General features: G+C 32.6%; 14 protein-coding genes and 1 pseudogene. 4 read left to right on the plus strand and 11 right to left on the minus strand.

The features are described from left to right. Positions 1-11: 11 nt before the first annotated feature. Genes Q0856_RS08015 through Q0856_RS08040 form a run of 6 tightly spaced genes read right to left on the minus strand, consistent with a single transcriptional unit; the run spans position 12 to position 10,631 of the window. A complete protein-coding gene (locus tag Q0856_RS08015; protein WP_298504011.1) occupies positions 12-2,411 on the minus strand; it encodes an ABC transporter permease in 2,400 nt (799 codons plus the stop codon). A 25-nt stretch (positions 2,412-2,436) separates the two neighbouring features. Continuing rightward, positions 2,437-4,806, minus strand: a complete 2,370-nt coding sequence (locus Q0856_RS08020) for an ABC transporter permease (RefSeq protein ID WP_298504014.1) — start codon at positions 4,804-4,806, stop codon at positions 2,437-2,439. Between the two features lie 27 nt (positions 4,807-4,833). Beyond that, positions 4,834-7,221 carry an ABC transporter permease gene (locus Q0856_RS08025; RefSeq protein ID WP_298504016.1) on the minus strand — a complete coding sequence of 796 codons (2,388 nt, stop codon included), beginning with the start codon at positions 7,219-7,221 and terminating at the stop codon, positions 4,834-4,836. Positions 7,222-7,270: 49 nt separating this feature from the next. Further along, a complete protein-coding gene (locus tag Q0856_RS08030) occupies positions 7,271-7,966 on the minus strand; it encodes an ABC transporter ATP-binding protein (protein ID WP_298504019.1) in 696 nt (231 codons plus the stop codon). Positions 7,967-8,020: 54 nt separating this feature from the next. Then, positions 8,021-9,271 carry an efflux RND transporter periplasmic adaptor subunit gene (locus Q0856_RS08035; protein WP_298504022.1) on the minus strand — a complete coding sequence of 417 codons (1,251 nt, stop codon included), beginning with the start codon at positions 9,269-9,271 and terminating at the stop codon, positions 8,021-8,023. A gap of 1 nt (position 9,272) precedes the next feature. Further along, positions 9,273-10,631 (minus strand): TolC family protein, encoded by a 1,359-nt coding sequence (locus Q0856_RS08040; RefSeq protein ID WP_298504025.1) that lies wholly within the window; start codon positions 10,629-10,631, stop codon positions 9,273-9,275. A gap of 218 nt (positions 10,632-10,849) precedes the next feature. Here Q0856_RS08040 and Q0856_RS08045 point away from each other — a divergent pair, with 218 nt between their 5' ends. Both Q0856_RS08045 and Q0856_RS08050 read left to right on the plus strand, forming a co-directional pair. Beyond that, positions 10,850-12,214: a sigma-54 dependent transcriptional regulator gene (locus Q0856_RS08045; protein ID WP_298504028.1), complete on the plus strand. Its 1,365-nt coding sequence runs from the start codon at positions 10,850-10,852 to the stop codon at positions 12,212-12,214. Next, positions 12,215-13,558 carry an ATP-binding protein gene (locus tag Q0856_RS08050; protein WP_298504031.1) on the plus strand — a complete coding sequence of 448 codons (1,344 nt, stop codon included), beginning with the start codon at positions 12,215-12,217 and terminating at the stop codon, positions 13,556-13,558. It begins immediately after the preceding gene. On the opposite strand, the gene Q0856_RS08055 is transcribed toward Q0856_RS08050, so the two are convergent. From Q0856_RS08055 to Q0856_RS08075, 5 genes are read right to left on the minus strand one after another with little or no spacing between them, the layout of a single operon-like run. Further along, the gene (locus tag Q0856_RS08055) at positions 13,555-13,893 is read right to left on the minus strand and encodes an MGMT family protein (RefSeq protein WP_298477403.1); all 339 of its coding nucleotides are present in this window, start codon (positions 13,891-13,893) and stop codon (positions 13,555-13,557) included. The genes Q0856_RS08050 and Q0856_RS08055 overlap by 4 nt on opposite strands. Before the next feature lie 3 nt (positions 13,894-13,896). After that, positions 13,897-14,526: a LysE family transporter gene (locus Q0856_RS08060; protein ID WP_298477400.1), complete on the minus strand. Its 630-nt coding sequence runs from the start codon at positions 14,524-14,526 to the stop codon at positions 13,897-13,899. Between the two features lie 4 nt (positions 14,527-14,530). Continuing rightward, positions 14,531-15,202: a tRNA (guanosine(46)-N7)-methyltransferase TrmB gene (trmB, locus tag Q0856_RS08065; RefSeq protein WP_298477396.1), complete on the minus strand. Its 672-nt coding sequence runs from the start codon at positions 15,200-15,202 to the stop codon at positions 14,531-14,533. Positions 15,203-15,256: 54 nt separating this feature from the next. After that, on the minus strand, positions 15,257-16,321 hold the full coding sequence (locus Q0856_RS08070; RefSeq protein ID WP_298477391.1) for an ATP-binding protein: 1,065 nt from the start codon (positions 16,319-16,321) through the stop codon (positions 15,257-15,259). Beyond that, complete coding sequence (locus tag Q0856_RS08075) at positions 16,321-17,007, minus strand: response regulator transcription factor (protein ID WP_298477388.1); 687 nt, start codon at positions 17,005-17,007, stop codon at positions 16,321-16,323. Before Q0856_RS08075 ends, Q0856_RS08070 begins: the two co-directional genes overlap by 1 nt. Positions 17,008-17,196: 189 nt before the next feature. Here Q0856_RS08075 and Q0856_RS08080 point away from each other — a divergent pair, with 189 nt between their 5' ends. Together Q0856_RS08080 and Q0856_RS08085 are read left to right on the plus strand one after the other, a co-directional pair. Continuing rightward, positions 17,197-19,959, plus strand: coding sequence for a TonB-dependent receptor (locus tag Q0856_RS08080; RefSeq protein WP_298504033.1), 2,763 nt, complete (start codon positions 17,197-17,199; stop codon positions 19,957-19,959). A gap of 176 nt (positions 19,960-20,135) precedes the next feature. Continuing rightward, positions 20,136-20,386, plus strand: a pseudogene (locus tag Q0856_RS08085) (hypothetical protein); the annotation flags it as partial.

Genomic DNA, 20,386 nt, shown 5'->3' on the forward strand with positions numbered 1-20,386 from the left:
GATTTTAATTTTTATTCCGTTCGTAGGCTTTTAACGGGATTCGCCTTTGCCGCCTTAATAGCTTGAAAACTTACCGTTAAAACAGTTACTCCCATGGCTCCAAAAACAGCTAAAGCAAAAATCCACCATTTAAGAATTACACGATACGGATATTCTTGAAGCCATCCATTCATTACATAATAGGCTATAGGTATGGCGATAAAACATGAAATAGTAATTAACTTTAAAAAGTCTTTAGAAAGCATATTCCACACATTAAATATCGTTGCGCCCAATACTTTTCGCACTCCTATTTCTTTAGTTCGTTGTTCGGCAACGAATGATGTAAGGCCAAACAATCCTAGGCAACTAATTAAAATAGCCAAAGCGGTAAAAATTCCTGAAAGAGTACCAATACGTTGTTCTGCAGCAAACTTTGCCGCATATTCATCATCTACAAAATCATATTCAAAAGGAATTGCGGGAAAGTTTTCTTTGAACACTCGTTCAACAATTGCCAGATTTTGTTTAGCACTTTGCCCAGGATTCAAACGTAAATTATAGTAACTAAAATTGTTATTACGGTCATATACGTACCAAGCTTGCTTCACAGGTTCATATGGCGATTGCGAAATGATGTCTTCTACAACGCCTAAAATTTTCATAGATGGGGTTAGGTTTTCTTTATCCGAATCACGTATAACGGTACCAACCGGATTTTCGAGTCCCATATACTTAACAGCAGTTCTGTTAATTAATATCCCCAAAGAATCCGAGGCCATATCTCTAGAAAAATCTCTTCCTTGCACAACCTTTAAGTTAAGAGTAGAAGCATATTCGGGCGATACCTCCGTCCAAGCAAAATCTTCCTGAAATCCGTCTGGTTTTCCTTCCCAAGTAAAACCACTTCTATTAGACCAAACCCGTGTTGTTGGACTACTAGATGTAGCCATAGCCGTAACGGCTCCAGATTTTATAAACTGCTCGCGCATTATATCTGTTTTACCCTGAAAATCTGCCGACCAAGTTGGTATTTGTATCAAACCATTTCGATCATAACCTATTGGTCTATTTTTAGCATAATTAATTTGCTGCATAACAATTACGGTTCCTATAATAAAAGCAACGGAAACCGTAAATTGTATCACTACTAATATTTTTCGCGGCAAGCTCGCGTATTTCCCAGTCTTGAAGGTACCTTTCAATACATCGACAGGCTTAAAAGAAGAGAGGTATAAAGCAGGATAACTCCCCGCCAATAAAGCTGTGAATATTATAAACCCAACCGAAATCAACCAAAACATACCAATGCCCCATGGAAACGTAATTTCCTTACTGGCTAACTCATTAAAGCCGTCTAAAGAAAGAAGAACTATAGCAATGGCAACCACAAAAGCGAAAAGAACTACCAAAAAAGACTCACTCAAAAATTGATAAATGAGCTGACCCTTTTGCGAACCAATAGATTTTCTAACGCCTACTTCTTTGGCTCTTTTTTCAGAACGTGCTGTACTAAGGTTCATAAAATTAATACATGCCAATAGTAATACAAAAGCTCCTATAATCCCAAAAAGCCAAACATACTTTATACGTCCGCCTACTTGCTTGCCATCCTCAAAATTATTACGCAAATACCAATCTTCCATAGGTAGAAGAAATAGTTGGGGGTTAAATTCAGCGGTATCTTCATTAAGGTCTTTTTTCACGTTCCGGATTGTTTCAGAAACCGATTCCATATCTGCATTTTCAGCTAATTGAACAAACATCTGAAATGAGTTGTTATCCCAATGATCTAAAGAATTTTTTATCCATTCCCGATTGGCAACATAATTATCCCATGGAATTATATAATCTGTACTATTAAAAGTGTTGTTAAAAGGAATATCCTGATAAACTGCCGTTACATTTAAATCATACTGATTACTAATTTTAAGTATCTTTCCTATAGGGTCTTCTTTACCGAATAATGCATCTGCGGTAGATTTTGAAATCATAATAGAATTAATTTCTCTAAGCCCATCTTTTTCACCTTTAAGAATCTCTAAATTCAATAATTCAGGTGCTACAGGTTGCATGTAATTTCCTGGACGAGAAATACTATTTTCTTTATACTTTATGTAACTATCTTGAGTCCAAGATGCCATCATAATATGTTTAAAATTGTCAGCATACCCATCTCGTAAGGCGGGTTCAAGAGGTAACGGTATGGCTGGTCCAGTATCTATTCTGCCATTAAAAGCCTGTGATTGATAAACTTGAGCAATTTTATCCTTATTCTTAAAATAACTATCTCTAGTTAACTCATCATACATCCAAAATCCAATAATAAGAGCCACTGCCATTCCCAGTGCTAATCCTCCAATATTGATAATGGAATATCCTTTATTTTTTCGAAGGTTTCTCCAGGCGATTTTTAAATAGTTTTTAAACATGATTGATGTTATTTATGATTGATGATTATTCTGAACGTAAACTCTGTACTGGTTCTGTCATAGCCGCCTTGACGGCCTGAAAACCAATAGTTAAAAAAGCTATAAATATGGTTAAAGCGGCTGTACTAAGAAAAACCCACCATGATATTTCTATTCTATAGGCGAAACCCTCAAGCCATCCACTCATTAAATAATATGCTATAGGAGAAGCTATTAGTATGGCTAACCCTACCAGCTTAAGAAAGTCCACAGATATTAAGGTTGTGATACCACTTACACTAGCACCTAATACTTTTCGAATTCCGATTTCCTTAGTACGCTGTTTAGCTATAAACGTCGCCAAACCAAAAAGGCCTAGACATGAAACAAGGATAGAAACAAAGGCAAAGTAATATGTTAGTACGCTAGCTAAAGTTTCACTTTTATACTTCTTAGCATACTCCTCGTCCACAAAATCAAGGTGAAGCGGAGTGTCTGGTAAAATTTCTTCAAAAGTTGAATGAATGTGTGCCAATCCTCTTTTAGTACCATCTGCTTTTAGCTTGATAAACATTGTTCCCGCATCTGTTGGATCTAAAAAGAAAATCGAAGGTTGTATAGCTTCATAAAGCGACCTATTATGAAAGTCTTTCAACACTCCAATAATTTTTCGTTGTGTACCCCAAACTTCTATTGTTTTACCGACCGGATTTGAAAGCCCCATTATATCAACCGCTTTCTGATTAATTACAATATTCACGGTGTCTTTACTTCCTACTGGATAATATCTACCCTTATCTAATGCAATTTCAAAAACATCAGGAAAATTGGATGCAGTCCATAGCAGAGAAAATTCTATATTTTGTTGCTCTTTTGCTTTTCCAGGCCAACTAACTCCGCTTGTGGACGCTCCAATATCTAGCGGGAAAGGACCAGCCAGCGTAACATCCTCAACTGCTTCTGACGCAACCAATTCGTTTCTAAGGGCTTCATATTTTTCTGTAAGCTTCTCATCTTGGTGTGTTGATACAATGTGGTTTTTGGCAATTCCTAAGTCCTTTTCATTGATATATTGAACTTGCAACTTCACTATAATCGCGGCAACCATAAGTAAAATGACTAATCCAAATTGTAATACAACTAATCCTTTTCTAAAGGAAATTGTGTTTCTTTTTTCCTGCGTTTTCCCTTTCAAGGCATCAATAGTTTTAAACGAAGAAATAACTACCGCAGGGTAAGCCCCAGAGAGTAATGTGGTTAAGGTAAATACTACTAGAATACTAAGCCAAACTATTGGCTGGGTAATTCCGATATCCAACGTTTTTCCAACAAATTGGTTTACAGCCGGTAACAACATCCAAGCCAAAACGTAAGCTATTATAAAAGATATAAGTGTTACAAGAGCAGTTTCAGTAAGAAACTGTTGTGCCAAAGTTTTCTTTCCAGCACCATTCACTTTTCGAACTCCAATCTCACCTGCTCTTTTGGTTGCATATGCCGTGGAAAGATTCACAAAATTAATGCATGAAATTAATAGCAAAAAGATTGCTGCAATCATAAAAATCCGTACATATTCAATGCGTCCACCAGCCACTTCCGCTTTTTCATTATACTTACCATACAAATAGCTGTCTGAGAACTTTTGTAAAAAGCTGCCTTCTTTCTGTTCTCCCTCGATATTAGCTTGAAATAGTGTTTGAACTTTAGCAGCCACTTTATTAGCATCTGTGCCCTTTTGAAGTAGAAAGGCACCTTGCATACCTCTATTTCCCCATTCAAGCATCCAATCGTTCTTCTTTAAATATCCATTAAAACTGTAGTAAAAATCATTTTGAATAGAGGAGTTTTTTGGAAAATCTTTATAAACCGCTTCCACAGTAAAATTTCCAATTTCAAGAATTTGTATAGGGTTACCTATTGCTTTTCTTTTCCAGTTTTCACCCCACACCTTAAGAGCAAGACTTTCAGATATTGCAATAGCCTCTGGTTTGTTATCTAACTGCGAAATATCACCTTGAAGAATCGGAAAAGAAAAACTTTTAAAAAAATCTGCATTCGTAAATGTTCCAGTGGCTCTATAGTCCATGTCATTTACCCTTAGATTATCATTAAAACTGCGGCCTAGAGTAATATAACTTTCTATTTCCGGTATCTGCTCTTTGGCCGTTCTTAACAATTGATAAGGTACCGTTTCATAAACATCTAAGACCCCTTCTTCTAATGGTATTGTTCTTTTAACCTGATAAAGTCTATCATTGTTTGCATGAAACTTATCCATCTTATACTCATCATATACCCATAAGAGCAACAAAAAAGATACTGTAAGAGCAATAGACAAGCCAAGAATATTTATAAAAAAGTAAACTTTATTTTTTAGAAGATTTCGCCAAGCGATTTTTAAATAATTTTTAACCATGACTATCTATTTTTAATTGATGATGTTTTACTCCGACCGTAAACTTTTTACCGGACTCGTAGTTGCTACTTTCAGAGTTTGATAGCTAATTGTAATTAAGGTTATTACTATTACCGCAACTATTGCTACTATAAAATACCACCACAGTATTTGGGTTCTAAAGGCATAACCTTTTAACCATTGCTCCATAAAATACCATGTAATCGGGGTGGCAATAAGTCCTGAAATTGCAATTAGTTTTATAAAATCTTTAGAGAATAAAACCAGAATATTACCAATATTACTGCCTAAAACTTTTCTAACGCCTATCTCTTTAGTTCGCTGCCCTACGAAGAATAGAATTAATCCATAAAGACCCAAACAGCCTATTAGAATAGCTAATCCTGAAAAGATTTTTGAAAGTGACAAATACCGCTGCTCAGTCTCATATTGTTCTGCAATTCGTTCATCTAAAAATCTATGTTCAAAAATATATTCTTCAAAAGTTTCGGACCATTTTTCTTTTACTTTTGCGATGATTTCATTTGAATTTTGACTATTAATTTTCAAAGCAAACTCACTATAAAATTTGGTTTGTGGAGCTATATACATTGGGCTTATCCCTTCAGTAAAATTATTATCGTGAAAGTTTTTAACCACGCCAACAATAGTGGCATTTATAGAATTCCCATTTAATTTAACTTGTTTACCAATTAGTTCACGAGACGAACTCAACCCTAACTTTTCTCCTAATTTTTCATTTACAATAACCTCATCAATAGAATCTCTTTTAAAAAAATTCCTTCCTTCAACCAGCTCTAAATCAAACGTTTTAATGTAATCTTCATCACCAAGCTTTGATAAAATGCTGAATTCTTCATCTTCTGGTCGGTTATTATATCTAATATTTGCACTCCATATACTTTGAGAACCTCCAGGGCTAGTCAAACAACCCGTTATATTCTCTACTCCTGGAATTTGTTGTAAACGGTTTTTAAGACTATACAGTTTATCTTCCCCTATGTCTCTTGGAATGGGGAGCATTGTAATAAAATTTTTGTCAAAGCCTAAATCTGTATTAACCGCATAATCTATTTGTCTTGAAATTATAATTGTACTCGCGATAAGGATAATAGATATTGTAAATTGGGCAACAACTAATACTTTACGTGTACTAGATCCGCCAGTGTCATTATGACTTAGTTTTCCTTTAAGCGCCAGCACCGGAATAATTCTACTCATTAAAATTCCAGGATAACTCCCTGACAAAAAAGAAACCAACAATAGAATTACAGTTAAAAAACCAAAAAATTGGAGACTAAATAAATCTTTAAAAGATAACTCAATTTCAAAAAGGTTGTTAAATGATGGCAAAAACAAAAACGCAAATAAAAACCCTATTCCTAAGGCAAAGAGACTAATAATAAAAGTTTCGGACATAAATTGCCAAAAAAGATGCTGTTTAAAGCTACCTAACACTTTTCTAATTCCAATTTCTTTAGAACGGTAAAAGGCTTGAGCTGTAGAAATATTAATAAAATTAATACTTGCTATTACAATTAAAAAAAGTCCCACTATACCAAATATTACTGGTAGAACAGGATTAAGTCCACCATAATCTGAGTTAAAATGAATATCAGATAACGGTTGTAGTTTATATACATGTTTGTTTTTACTTGTTGGCCTGTGTTTTTTAGGTAGTTCACCAATTGCTGTTTCTATAGCGGATATATCTTGGTTTGGGTGTAAAAGACCATAAGTCTTTAAATTACTTGTCATTCCGTTCCAAGTTTCATGAGCTGCAAATTCAAAGAAATCTTCTAAATTAACAAACGATATAAAAAGCTCATGTTCTAAGAACGAAGCTTTAGGTATGTTTTGCAACACTCCCGTAATCTTAATAATTTTATCGTTTTCAAGAACAAAGGTCTTGCCTACAACATCTGTTTTGCCAAACATTTTTATAGCTTGGTCTTCAGTAACAACTGCCGTATTTGGAGCTGACAGCGAAACTTTGTCTCCACCATGAAGAAGTGGAAAAGTAAAAATTTGGAAAAAATCTTCTTCTACAAAATAAACATCTTCTTTAAACTTCTTAACAACCCCTTTCTGCTCAAAATCAATAATCATTTCCTCCCTATCACAAATTTTTGCAACTTTTTCGGCATAGTTATAATCTTCTCTAAAAACTTTAGCCAATCCTGGAGGAACACTTGGCATATACTGCACATCTCCCCCTCTATGCTCTTCCGTGTTTATCCTATAAATACGGTCTTCATTATTATGAAAATTATCAAAAGATAAATTGTAGTTTAAAAACATGTAAATTAAAATGCTACTTCCAAAACCTAGTGCCAACCCTAGTACATTTATGGTAGCAAACAATTTTCTTTTTATAATGTTTCGCCAAGCGATTTTTAAATAATTTTTAATCATGATTGTCTGTTTCTTGATTAATGATTAAGATTGATAAATAAACTGCGCCCTATACCATTGCTCCAATTGCTCTATTTTTGCTTTCTGTTACAATTTGCCCATCAAACAAATTAATTACTCTGTGCGCGTAATGTGAATCTCTATCAGAATGGGTAACCATAACAATAGTTGCTCCTTCTTGATTTAGCTCTGTTAAAAGGTTCATTACCTCAATTCCGTTTTTTGAATCTAAGTTACCTGTAGGCTCATCTGCTAATATGAGTTTTGGATTAGTTACTACAGCTCTAGCAATTGCTACACGCTGTTGTTGTCCCCCAGAAAGTTGTTGTGGAAAATGTTTTTCTCTATGCGCAATTTTCATACGCTCTAAAACCGCCATTACTTTTAGTTTACGCTCGCTTTTATTCATTTTTAAATAAATAAGTGGTAGCTCAACATTTTCATAAACCGTAAGTTCATCAATCAAATTAAAACTTTGAAAAACAAAACCTAAATTCCCTTTTCGTAATTGGGTTCTTTGATTTTCTTTAAGATGACCAACCTCATGACCTGCAAAATTGTACGAACCATCAGTTGGATTGTCTAACATTCCGACAATATTTAAAAGGGTAGATTTTCCACAACCAGATGGTCCCATTATGGCAACAAACTCGCCTTTTTCGACCTTCAGATTTACTCCATTTAAAGCCAAAGTTTCCACCTCCTCGGTTCTAAAACTTTTTTTAAGATTTTGTATCTGTATCATTTTTTAGATTGATTTTATATATTAAAAGATATCTTTTATGTTTACTTGTGACAGTTACTTCAACACTATTCGGTCTGCATCTCCGAAACTATCATAATTAGATGTTATTACCTGTTCTCCATTATCTAGACCTTCCAAAATTTCATAATATCTTGAGTTTTGTTTTCCAATACGGATATTACGTTTAATAGCAGTTTCGCCATTAACATCAACTACAAAAATCCATTGACCGCCAGTACTTTGAAAAAACCCTCCTTTTGGTAACAATAATGCATCATTAGATTCTCCTAATTGTAATTTAATATTGTATGTCTGACCCGCTCTAATGGTTTCTGGTTTGTTTTCAGTAAAAACAAGATCCACCTTAAATTTACCATTTCTAACTTCTGGATATACTTTTCGTAATCTAAGCTTATACTCCTTGCCATTGCGCTCTAACGTAGCACTTAAATCTCTCTTAACCCGATCAATATAATGTTCGTCAATATCAGCCTCAATTTTATAATCTGTTAGAACATTAATTTGTCCAATACGCTGTCCTTGTGCAATATTTTGTCCTATTTCCGCATCTAAAAAACCTAATTGCCCATCCGCTGGAGCCCTAACATTTAAATGGTCTATACGCTCGTAAACCATTGAAAGCGTTTTTTGCATACGTGCTAAATCTGCGTCTAATTCTTTTAAAGAGGTTTCTCGTAAAGCATTATCTTGGCTAGTTTGTACCCGTACAATTTGAAGCTGTTTTTTTGACAATTCGTAATCTTCTTTAGTAATTAAATACTCCTCTTTAGAAATTAACTCCTCTTTATAAAGCGACTCATTTTGTTCAAAATTTCGCTTTAATCTATTCATATCATACTCCGTATTGGCAAGCGATTTTTTACCTTCAACCTGTCTAGAATCAAAAGTTAATTTAGTAGATCTTAAATCATTTTGTTTTAAAGCCAAATTACTTTCACTAGCTAATATTTGTTCATATAAATTTCTGTTCTCTAGTTTTAAAATAATATCTCCTTTTTTCACCATTGCACCTTCCTCAATTAGCTTTTCGGTAACACGACCACCTTCGTAGGCATCCATGTAAATAGTTGAGATAGGAGCTACAGAACCATTTATAGTTATATAATCATCAAATTTACCGGCACTTACAACGGCAATGGATAGTTTGTCTTTTTCCGTTCTAAAGGTATTTCCTGTGCTATTAAACACTAATTTCCATGATACAAAAAGTAACAAAACCCCTACTGCAATGTAACCGTAATGCTTTGGTTTTAATCCTTTCTTTTTTTCTAGTTGTATATCCATTTTAATTATTCATATTTATATTAAACACAGGTAACCCTCTATAAAAATCCAATGTACTACTGTTTACTTTTAGCAATAAACCTACCTGCAAGTTTTTGTTTTGCGACGTTGCAAATAAATTTTTAGCCTGATTTAAATCTAAGGCGCTAATTAATCCTTTTTGATATTTTTTTTGGGCAATTTTAAAAGTCTGTTCACCTGCATTCATTTGCTGAAAACTTTGCTCGTATTCAACAGCTAAAGCATTTTTACTTTGTATCAACTGCTGAATGGTTTGATACAATTGTTGTTCCTGTATTTTTAAATTATTATTTGCTCTCATATAAGCAATTTTTTGTTGTTTTACCCGTGACCGTCTTGACCATTTGTCACTTATTGGTATATTAAGCGATACACCAACTCTCTTAGACATATTATCCTCTATCTGTGTTTTAAAAGGAATTACCTCGTTTGTAGCTTCACTTGTATTTGTTTCAAAATATCCGGTTCCAATTCCTGCAAATAGTCTAAGTGAAGGATATAATGCCCCTCTTGCAGCCTTCATTTCCTTTTTTGCTGCTTTCACTCTAAGTTCTTGTGCTTTTATTGTTGGTAAAAACTCTTTTGCATAGGTAAAAATGGAATCGGTGTTTTGCTTTGGTTCCTGCTCATTTTTATGTTCCCCTAAAAGTTCTGTATAAATTTCAATGGTACTTTCACCTTCTAAGTTAATCTCTTGTATAAGTCTTAGTTTTGCCTCTTGTAAAAGGTTTGAGTTTTGAGTCACCTCAAGCTCATCAGTAAGTAAAGTAGATTTTGCCTCATGTATGTCTGCTCCCGCCTTAATTCCCAATTCTATTTGTTTTTTTACAAGTACCAAATTAGTTTTAGATACCTTAACCTTGCTATTAGATATAGCCAAAAGTCCTTCATAATATTGAATATCGTAAAACGCTGACATTACTCTAAAAGCCAATAAAAACTTTTGTCGTTTTACATCCTCCATATTTGCTTTATACAAATATTTTGAAGCCTTTATCATATTAAGTTTTTGAAACCCTTGAAATAAATCTAATGACGCATTTAATGAGTAGTTATTGGAGAAAAAGTCTGAGTTTACAAAAAGACCCGTATTAGGATCCTCTGACCGACCAAATGTTAAGTTGTAATCGGAAAATCCAGATACACTTGGAAGCATTTCTCGAAATGATTGTTTGTATGTTTCCTTACTAGAAGCCGTTGTTAACTCAAAATCCTTAAGGTTTAAATTATTTGTAATTGCATATGAAACACAATCTTCCAAAGACCAACGTTTTTGCGAAAAAATACTTCCAAACATAAAAAGCGATAAAAGTAGAAGTACTTTGTTTTTTAAATTCATAGTTTTCTCAAAACCTTAAAATTCATATTCATTTGCAGCAATACTTGCTACCTTCATGCCATAATTTTATATTGCTCAAAATCAGTGCATTACAATTAAACCTGTAACAGTACATATACCTTAGTGTAAAATTGTTGTACAATAAGTGTCCAAAAAATTTACACTTTATAACAAGTTCTCTAATGAAATTGTAGTTTTAGTCTATAATTAACAATACTATGATTAATGGTAAAATTTTAGTAATTGATGATAACAAGAGTGTTCTAAGTGCGCTTGAAATTCTTTTACAGTCCGAATATAATAGTGTGGATACTATTTTTAATCCTAATCAAATATCTTCATACCCAAATATAAAAGAGGTAGATATTGTACTCTTAGATATGAATTTTTCCGCGGGAATAAATTCTGGTAACGAAGGGCTCTATTGGTTAAAAGAAATCATAAAAAAAAGCCCAAACACTTCCGTTATTATGATGACAGCTTATGGAGATGTTGAACTTGCTGTGCAAGCTTTAAAAGAAGGGGCTTCCGATTTTATTTTAAAACCATGGAATAATGATAAACTTTTGGTTACCGTAAAATCTGCCTATGAGCTTAGAAAATCGAAAAAAGAAATTCATCAGTTAAAGGAAAAAGAAAGTAGATTAACCCAACATATAAATCAGGATAAAAAATACATAATTGGAAACTCCAAAGCATTAAATTCCGTTTTGAGCCTTACTCATAAAGTAGCTAAAACAGATGTAAATGTTTTAATTACTGGAGAAAACGGCACCGGAAAAGAATTAATAGCAAGAGAACTACATAGAATGTCTCCAAGGAAAAATAAAGTCTTTATAGGGGTAGATATGGGAGCTATTTCCGAAAATCTTTTTGAAAGCGAGCTTTTTGGTCATACCAAAGGTTCTTTTACAGATGCTAAAGAAGATCGCGCGGGTAAGTTCGAGGCTGCGCAAGGTGGCACATTATTCTTAGACGAAATAGGAAACCTCTCTTTACAGACCCAAGCAAAACTGCTTTCTGCAATACAACAAAAAACTATTGTTAGAGTAGGATCAAACAAACCAATCGAAGTAGATATAAGATTAATATGCGCTACCAATTGCAATTTAGAACAAATGGTAGCAGATGGTTTGTTTAGAGAAGATTTATTGTATCGCATTAATACTATTTGTATCGAGGTTCCTCCGTTACGGGACAGAGATAATGACGTTTTAGTCTTAGCAGATTTCTTTCTAAAAAAATTCGGTAATAAATATGCTAAAAACGGGCTTAAAATAAATGCAGACGCAGAAGAAAAGCTAAAAAAATACTATTGGCCTGGAAACATTAGAGAACTACAGCATACTATGGAGCGATCTGTTATACTATGTGAAGGAACTATATTAAAATCCACAGATTTATTACTAAATACAAGTAGTTCTCCTTCGCTCAAAAGTAACACATTTACATTAGAAGAAATGGAGTTGCAATTAATTGATAGTGCCTTAGAAAAGCATAATGGTAACTATAGCGCTGCGGCAAATCAATTAGGAATTTCAAGACAAACCTTATATAATAAAATTAAGAAAAAGGGTAGCTAAATGATTAGTAAAAACTTTTATTACCAATTAATTACTAGGATTTTGGGTATTGTAGTCACTGCAATTGTCATGGCATTTTTTTTCCTAAAAGAATACAATGCCCTAGGTATTGTTGCTGCAATAGCATTAATTATTCAGACCAGTCTCCTTATTCAATTTACAAATAACACTAATAGGAAAATTGCGCATTTTTTTAACTCTATTAAGAATGAAGATTTTACACTTCGTTTTCCTGAAAATTTAGATATAAAATCGCTTAGAGAACTCAATTCTAGCCTAAATATGCTAAATAGTATGATTCAAAAAGTGTATTTAAAAAATGAGGCTCAAGAAAAATACTATCAAGAAATTATAAAACAAGCCAACATTGGTATTCTTACATTAAATAAAAAAGGGCACATACTATTTGTAAACCCAATGATGGAGAACCTACTAAATTACAAACCATTAAATCATATAAACCAACTAGCACAAGTTAGTGAAGAGTTACATCGTTTTTTTTCCAACATTGAACCTTTTGAAAATAAGCTTTTTCAATTTTCAAATGAAAGGGAAAAGGTGCAATTAAGTATAAAATCTACTTCTGTAATGCTAAACAAAGAAGAACTCTTACTTGTAGTTGCGCAAGACATTCATAAAGAATTAGATAAAAATGAAACGGACTCATGGATTAGGTTAATAAAGGTTTTAACCCATGAAATTATGAATACTATAACTCCAATTACATCAATTTCTGCATCTATTTCAAAATTCTTTAAAGTAGGAGACTCTATAAAACCAATAAATGAGCTAACCGAAAACCAAATTAAAAGTACTTCCAAAGGACTAGATGTTATAAAAGAGCAGGGAGAAAATTTAATGGATTTTGTACAGTCTTATAGAACTTTTTTAAGTGTTCCCAATCCTGATAAAGAGCCTATTTCTGCTTTAAAATTATTAGATAATGCCCGACTACTTTTAGAAAACTCCAATACTAATATTACCATAAAGACTATTGTAAAACCTTTTGATTTAGAAATTTTTGCCGATGAAAAACTTATAAATCAAGTATTAATTAACCTAATTAAAAATGCTTTTCAGGCATTGGAGAATAGAGATACTGGCGGTGTTATAACATTACTTGCTGGTATAAATGAAAATCACACCAAATACATTCAGGTAATAGATAACGGCTCGGGAATTTCCGAAGAGGTTATGAGCGAAATATTTATTCCATTTTTTACTACCAAAAACAAAGGTTCTGGTATAGGTTTAAGCCTTTCTAAGCACATTATGAGGTTACATGGGGGTAGTATCATTGTTGTTTCTAACGACATAGAAACTAAATTTACTTTGCTCTTTTAAAGTTCTTCTAATTCTAAAAAAGGATCCCAAAAATGTTTATCTAAATTTTGAATTTGATTATCAACAATTTCTATCCCTTCGCCTTCTAATAATTGTTGCATAAGATTAGTCCCATCAAAATGATGTTTCCCAGTTAAAATTCCTGCTTTATTTACTACTCTATGCGCTGGAATATCTTCTTTTAAACTAGAGCCATTCATTGCCCAACCTACCATTCTAGCACTACGAGCAGCCCCCAAGTACTTGGCAATAGCACCGTAAGAAGTTACTCTACCAGGAGGAATTAAACGAGCAATTTTATAAACCCTTTCGAAAAAATTTTGATTATCTGCCATAATCTAGTTATTTAACAACCTAAAAATTGTGATAACAAATAACACTAACATTAATCCACTTAATATATAATTAGAATTCTGAGAAAATCTATTGGTCTTGTTTTCTAACTTATTAAAATATATAGTGTACATGTATAGCACGGAAAATGTGCCTAAACCAGCCGCCAGAACAAAAATAATAATGTCCCAAAGCTCAAATTTTATCCAACCAGAGGCATTCCACATTACATTAAGACCACTATAATAAGGTACCGTTAGTAAATTCAATGCAGCCAATAAGGTTCCTTTAAAAAAACTATTCTTTTTACTTACTTTAATAATCTTAACTTTCTTTTTTTTGTTCTTACGAGCAGCAATAAAAAAAAACACTGCAAAAAATGCAAAAACCACCAAAGCTATCTGCAATAAAATATCTATTACATGTGGGTTGTTATGTAGCATTTTAGAAATTAATACTGCTACATATGCTTGTATCATTATTACCGTTGAAACTCCTAAACTAAAAATTATTCCGTTTAATTTTCCTTTTTCTACACTAGTTTTAGCAGCGTTCATATTCAGTAACCCTGGCGGAACGGTAGCCATAAATGCTGCTGAAAATGTAGCAAAAAAAAGGATTAATAAATGTCCCATAGAACTAGACTACTCTAAATTTAATGTAGGTAATTGGTTTTCCTTTTTCAAGATACTGATTTTCATAGAAAGTCTGAATTTTTAATACTTCCTCTGGACTTCCTTCATTTTTATAAACATCATGATTAGCATATAAAACTTCCAAGCCTAAACCATGTAATAACCCTAAAGTATACCCATGCATAAATTCAGAATCTGTTTTTAAATTAACTGTACCCTCGGTTTTTAAAATTCTCTTGTACTTCGCTAAAAAGGACTTATTTGTCATTCTATGCTTGGTACGTTTATATTTTATCTGAGGATCTGGGAAAGTAATCCAAATTTCAGACACTTCTTGAGCTTCAAAAATTTTATCAATTAGCTCTATTTGTGTGCGAACAAAAGCCACATTGGTTAATTCTTCTTCTAAAGCCGTTTTAGCACCACGCCAAAAACGAGCGCCTTTTATATCTATACCGATATAATTTTTGTCTTTATCTCTTTTAGCTAAACCTACTGTATACTCTCCTTTACCACAACCTAATTCTAATACAATTGGGTTAGTATTACCAAAATGCAAGGCCCATTTTCCTTTTTTAGAAAAAGTACCCTTTTCTATTTCTTCTCTAGTTGGTTGTATTACGTTGGAAAATGTTTCGTTTTCCTTAAATCTTTTGAGTTTGTTTTTGCTTCCCACGGAAAGTATATTTTTTAGCGTGCAGCAAAGCTAAGAAAATCAATGGTTACCTAATTATAGATTTGTATCTATTTCTTCAGTGCTTTTTTCTAGTGTAAACGAAAACTCGGAGCCTAAATCTTCTACACTTTCTACATAGATTTTTTCGCCATGCGCTTCAATAATATGCTTTACAATAGAAAGACCTAATCCAGAACCTCCTTCTTTTCTACTTCCACTTTTATCTACTCGGTAAAAACGTTCGAATAATCTGGGAATATTTTGAGCCGCAATTCCCTCTCCATTATCCGTAACTCTAATTATAACTTTATTTTTAATCAAATTTTCTACACTAACTTCTGTTGTTCCATTAACATGGCCATATTTAATAGAATTAACTAATAAATTGGTTAATACTTGCTGTATCTTCTCTTCATCTCCGTATACATAAATTGGTTCTGGATAATCCATATCGAACATTAGCGTAATTTCCTTTTTACTTGCTTTCATTTCTAACAGATCAAAAACGCTTTGAATTAATTCCAATATGTCAAACCTTTCCAATTCCAGATTTAAATCGCCTACTTCTAGCTTTGTAATTAAATCTAAATCCTTTACAATATAAATTAGACGGTCTACCCCTTTTTCAGCTCTCTCTAAATATTTTTTCCTAATTTTTGGATCCTCCATTGCGCCATCTAATAAGGTTAAAATATAACCTTGAACAGTAAATAATGGCGTTTTTAACTCATGAGATACATTCCCTAAAAAGTCTTTCCTATATTCTTCTCTAATTTTTAAAGTATCTATTTCTATTTTTTTATCCTTTGCAAATTTTTCTATTTCTGCAGTTAATGTTCGCATATCTGTAGTAATAGGGTCCGATGTTAATGAAGAGGATTCTAAAAGAGCAACATCATCATAGATTTTTTTAATCCTTCTGTATATAAATTTTTCTATTCTAACTTGTAAAATAGCAACAGAAAAACCAAATAAACATGCTATAAATATAATAAGTACGCCATAGTTCATCGTATTAGTATACCATTGCAAACCATATAATACTAATGCCGCCAAAAGTGAAATAATCACAGAAGACCTAAGTGCAAATCTATAAGACCTTTTTACTTTTATGGCCATTACAATACAAACTTATACCCTACACCTTTTACCGTTTTAAAATGGTCTTCTCCTATTTTCTCTCTTAGTTTACGAATGTGCACATCTATAGTACGCCCACCCACGACAACTTCGTTCCCCCAGACTTTATCTAAAATGACCTCTCTTTTAAAAACCTTACTAGGCTTAGATGTTAATAATGCTAATAATTCAAATTCTTTTCTAGGAAGAATTATTTCTTTTCCATTGTTAATTATCTTGTACTCTTCTCTATTAATAATAATATTACCAACTTGTACAATATCTTCTGAAGTTGCATTATCTTCCTTTAATCTTCTTAATAATGCTTTTACTTTACTAACTAATACTTTTGGCTTTATTGGCTTTGTAATATAATCATCAGCCCCAGCATCAAAACCAGCAACTTGCGAATAGTCTTCTCCTCTTGCCGTTAAAAAAGTAATAATTGTATTCTCTAGTCCAGAAGTTCCTCTAATGATTTCGCATGCTTCAATACCATCCATTTCTGGCATCATGACATCTAATATAATTAAATGTGGCGTCTTTTTCTTAGCCATTGAAACTGCTTCTACCCCATTCTTTGCTGTAAATACTTGGTACCCTTCTGTAGATAAATTATAGCTGACAATTTCTAAAATATCTGGCTCATCATCTACTAAGAGAATCTTAATGTCTTTCTTTTTCATTTTGGTTTTCAATAATAGGTTATCAGCCAAAAGTAAAGATAATACTATTACACTTAACCTCGCTTAACATTGATTTAATATAGTAACAATAATGTAACACTAAAACAATAAATGTTTAACATGGGGATAACCCGACTTTTACACCCTAGAGGTTTCTTTGCGCCATAATAGAACAAACAATTATATTTAATGAGAAAATTTTTAACGTGTCTTTTTATTTTTAGCGTAGCGCTACTACAGGCACAAGAAACAGGAAGTATTGCTGGTACTTTAACAGACAAAGAGGTTAATAACGAACCTTTACCTTTTGCAAATGTTTTAATAAAAGGAACAACTAAAGGTACCACAACCGATTTCGATGGTCTTTATGAAATTTCTAATTTAGAACCTGGTACATACATTATAGTATTTAGTTATTTAGGGTATGAAACTATAGAAATCCCTAACGTTGTTGTAGAAAGTGGAAAGGTAACCACCATTAATACTCCGATGAGCGCTTCTCAAGGAGTTTCTTTAGATGAAGTTGTAGTCACAACAACTGCCAGAAAAGATTCTGAAGCTGCTTTATTACTAGATCAGAAGAAGGCTATTTCTATTAAAACAGCTATTGGTGCTCAAGAATTAGCCAAAAAAGCAGTATCAAATGCTGCAGAAGCTACTACTAAGGTAACCGGAGTTAATAAAAAAGAAGGTTCTAGTAAAATATATGTTAGAGGGCTAGGAGATCGATACAATAGTACGACACTTAATGGTTTACCTCTACCATCTAATGACCCTAGAGATAAAAATATTGCTTTATCCTTATTTGGTACTGATATTATTGAAAATGTTGAAATAACAAAAGCTTTCACTTCGGACATTTCTTCTGATGTCGCTGGTGCCAATATAAATATTGTTAGTAAAGAAGCTGGATCTACATCTTTAATTAAAATAGGTATCTCCTCTGGAGGAAATAGCCAAACAACATTTAAAGACTTTAAACAAATAGATGGAGCGAATTGGATTGGTGTTAATAATGATTCCAAGCATAGTGTTCGAGATTTAAACCTATACAATTTTAACAATAGTTATACTCCCGAGAATACTACAGCAAACCCAAACTTAGGGGTCTCTATAAATCTTGGAAAAAAATATCAACTTTCAGAAGAAAGCACTTTAGGCATATTCTTAGTTGGTTCATTTGATAATAAATATGGCTATAGGGAAGGTATTTCTGAAAACATTGTTGATGTTGGCAACATTGGCTCTCAATTCAGTACAAAAACTTTCGATTATCAAGCAACAAAAATGGTTATGGCTAACATAGCATATAAAATAAATAACAATCATAAAATAAGCTTTAACCATTTATTCGTACATTCAAATAATCAGAAAATCCAAGACTTCCTTGGAACGACGAATGATGTAGGTAGGGATTCTGATGATAATAGATTAGTCAACTTAACTCTTCAGACAGAAACACAAAATAGATTATTTGTCAATCAACTACTTTCTACCAACAAGTTGGGTGAATCTATAGATGTTAATGCTGCACTAGCATATAATGCAATTTTTAATGATGAGCCAGATCGAAGAAAGAATACATTGATTATAAACAACGATGACAATACCACTAGAATATCGCAAAATGCTGTTAGAGACAATAGTAGATTTTACGGAAACCTTTTTCAAACAGATATTGCCGGGAATTTAGCAGGTATAAAATACTTTGGCGATAGATATGAAAACAAAGGAAAAATTACACTAGGGTATAATGGTATAATTAGTGAAAGGAAATTTGATGGTATATATTTTGATCACAATTTTTCAAGTCCAAGAACTGCATTTGTTGATATAAACGACCCAAATCAACTATTTAATCAAAACAACTTGGACAATGGAATCTTCAGAGTGGAAACATCAAGAGGAAGAAATAATGATGATGCTGAAACTTTTTTACCACAACTTTATGATGCAGAAAAAACAGCACATGCTGCATATGTAGATGCTGTTTATAAATTTGGGGATAAATTTACTGCCAATTTAGGGCTAAGAGCAGAAAATATTAAAATGAACGTAACATGGGATACCAACATTAGTTTCCCTGGATTTTCGAGTAATAGCAGTATAGATTTAGATAAGGATTATATATTACCTACCTTAAACTTAAAATATGAGCTTAACGAAAAAATTAACTTAAGAGCTTCTGGTAGTTTATCATATACCTACCCACAGTTTAAAGAAATAGCTCCTTTTACTTATGAAGGTATTAACTTTCAAGAATCAGGAAATCCTGCTCTGTTGCCTTCTGACAATTATAATGCTGAAATTAAATTTGAATTTTTCCCTAAGTCGAATGAAGTATTTGCTATAGGAGCCTTTGGTAAACTTATTGAAAACTCTATAAACCGTTTAGAAAGAAATTCTGCTATTGAAAGAGATTTTACTTTCGACAATTCTGGTGATGCTACTGTTTTTGGTATTGAAGCCGAAACAAAACTAAATCTTTTTGATAAAGAAATTGGTGAGGACAAAAGGAAAAATATAAGTTTCGGTGCAAACCTAACTTTAATGAAAACTAAATTAGAGTTTAATACAGAAAATACACTTTTTAATTACACAGGAAATGATTCGCAATTAGAAGGAGCTTCTCCTTTGACCGTAAATGCAAATATTTCTTATAAATTTAATAAAGAAGAAAAAGAAACTATTTCTTCTTTAATTTTTAATTATCAAAGTGATAAAGTCTTTAGTATTGGAACCAATTTTAAAGAAAATATAATAGAAAAAGCTGCGCCTTCTTTAGACTTTGTTTTCAGTCACAAATTCAATAAAACTGTTGCTCTTAAATTTAATGCAAAAAATTTACTAAATCCAAGTTTTGAAAGATATAGAGATGTTCCTGAAAAATTGATAATGAACTCTTATAAAAGAGGGCTTTCTTTATCCGCTGGCTTATCATTAAACTTTTAATTAAACTTAAAAATCCCATCTCAAAATTAAGATGGGATTTTTACTTATTTAACGAACATACAATAAATTAACATTGCGCTTTATTCTTAACAAAATGCTAATATTTATGTAAAACAAAATTGAGACTTCGTCTTTTTATTTGCACCTAGTAAACAAAACACAAAAAATTGAAGAAAATGAAAAAAATTAAAGTATTAACATTATTAACTTTTGCAATAGTATTAGCATCTTGTTCGTCTGATGATGATAATAGAACTATAAACCCAGATAAAGGTGGTGTTGAACCAGATTTAAGCGGTGAAATTACTGAAGATACTAAGTTATTAGCTTCTGAAGAATATACCCTTACTGGATCTTTAACAGTAAAAGAAGGAGCTACCTTAACTATTGAACCTGGAACTGTAATTAAAGCTAAAAGTGGAAGAAC

Source organism: uncultured Maribacter sp. (assembly GCF_947496775.1).
Lineage (GTDB): Bacteria > Bacteroidota > Bacteroidia > Flavobacteriales > Flavobacteriaceae > Maribacter_B.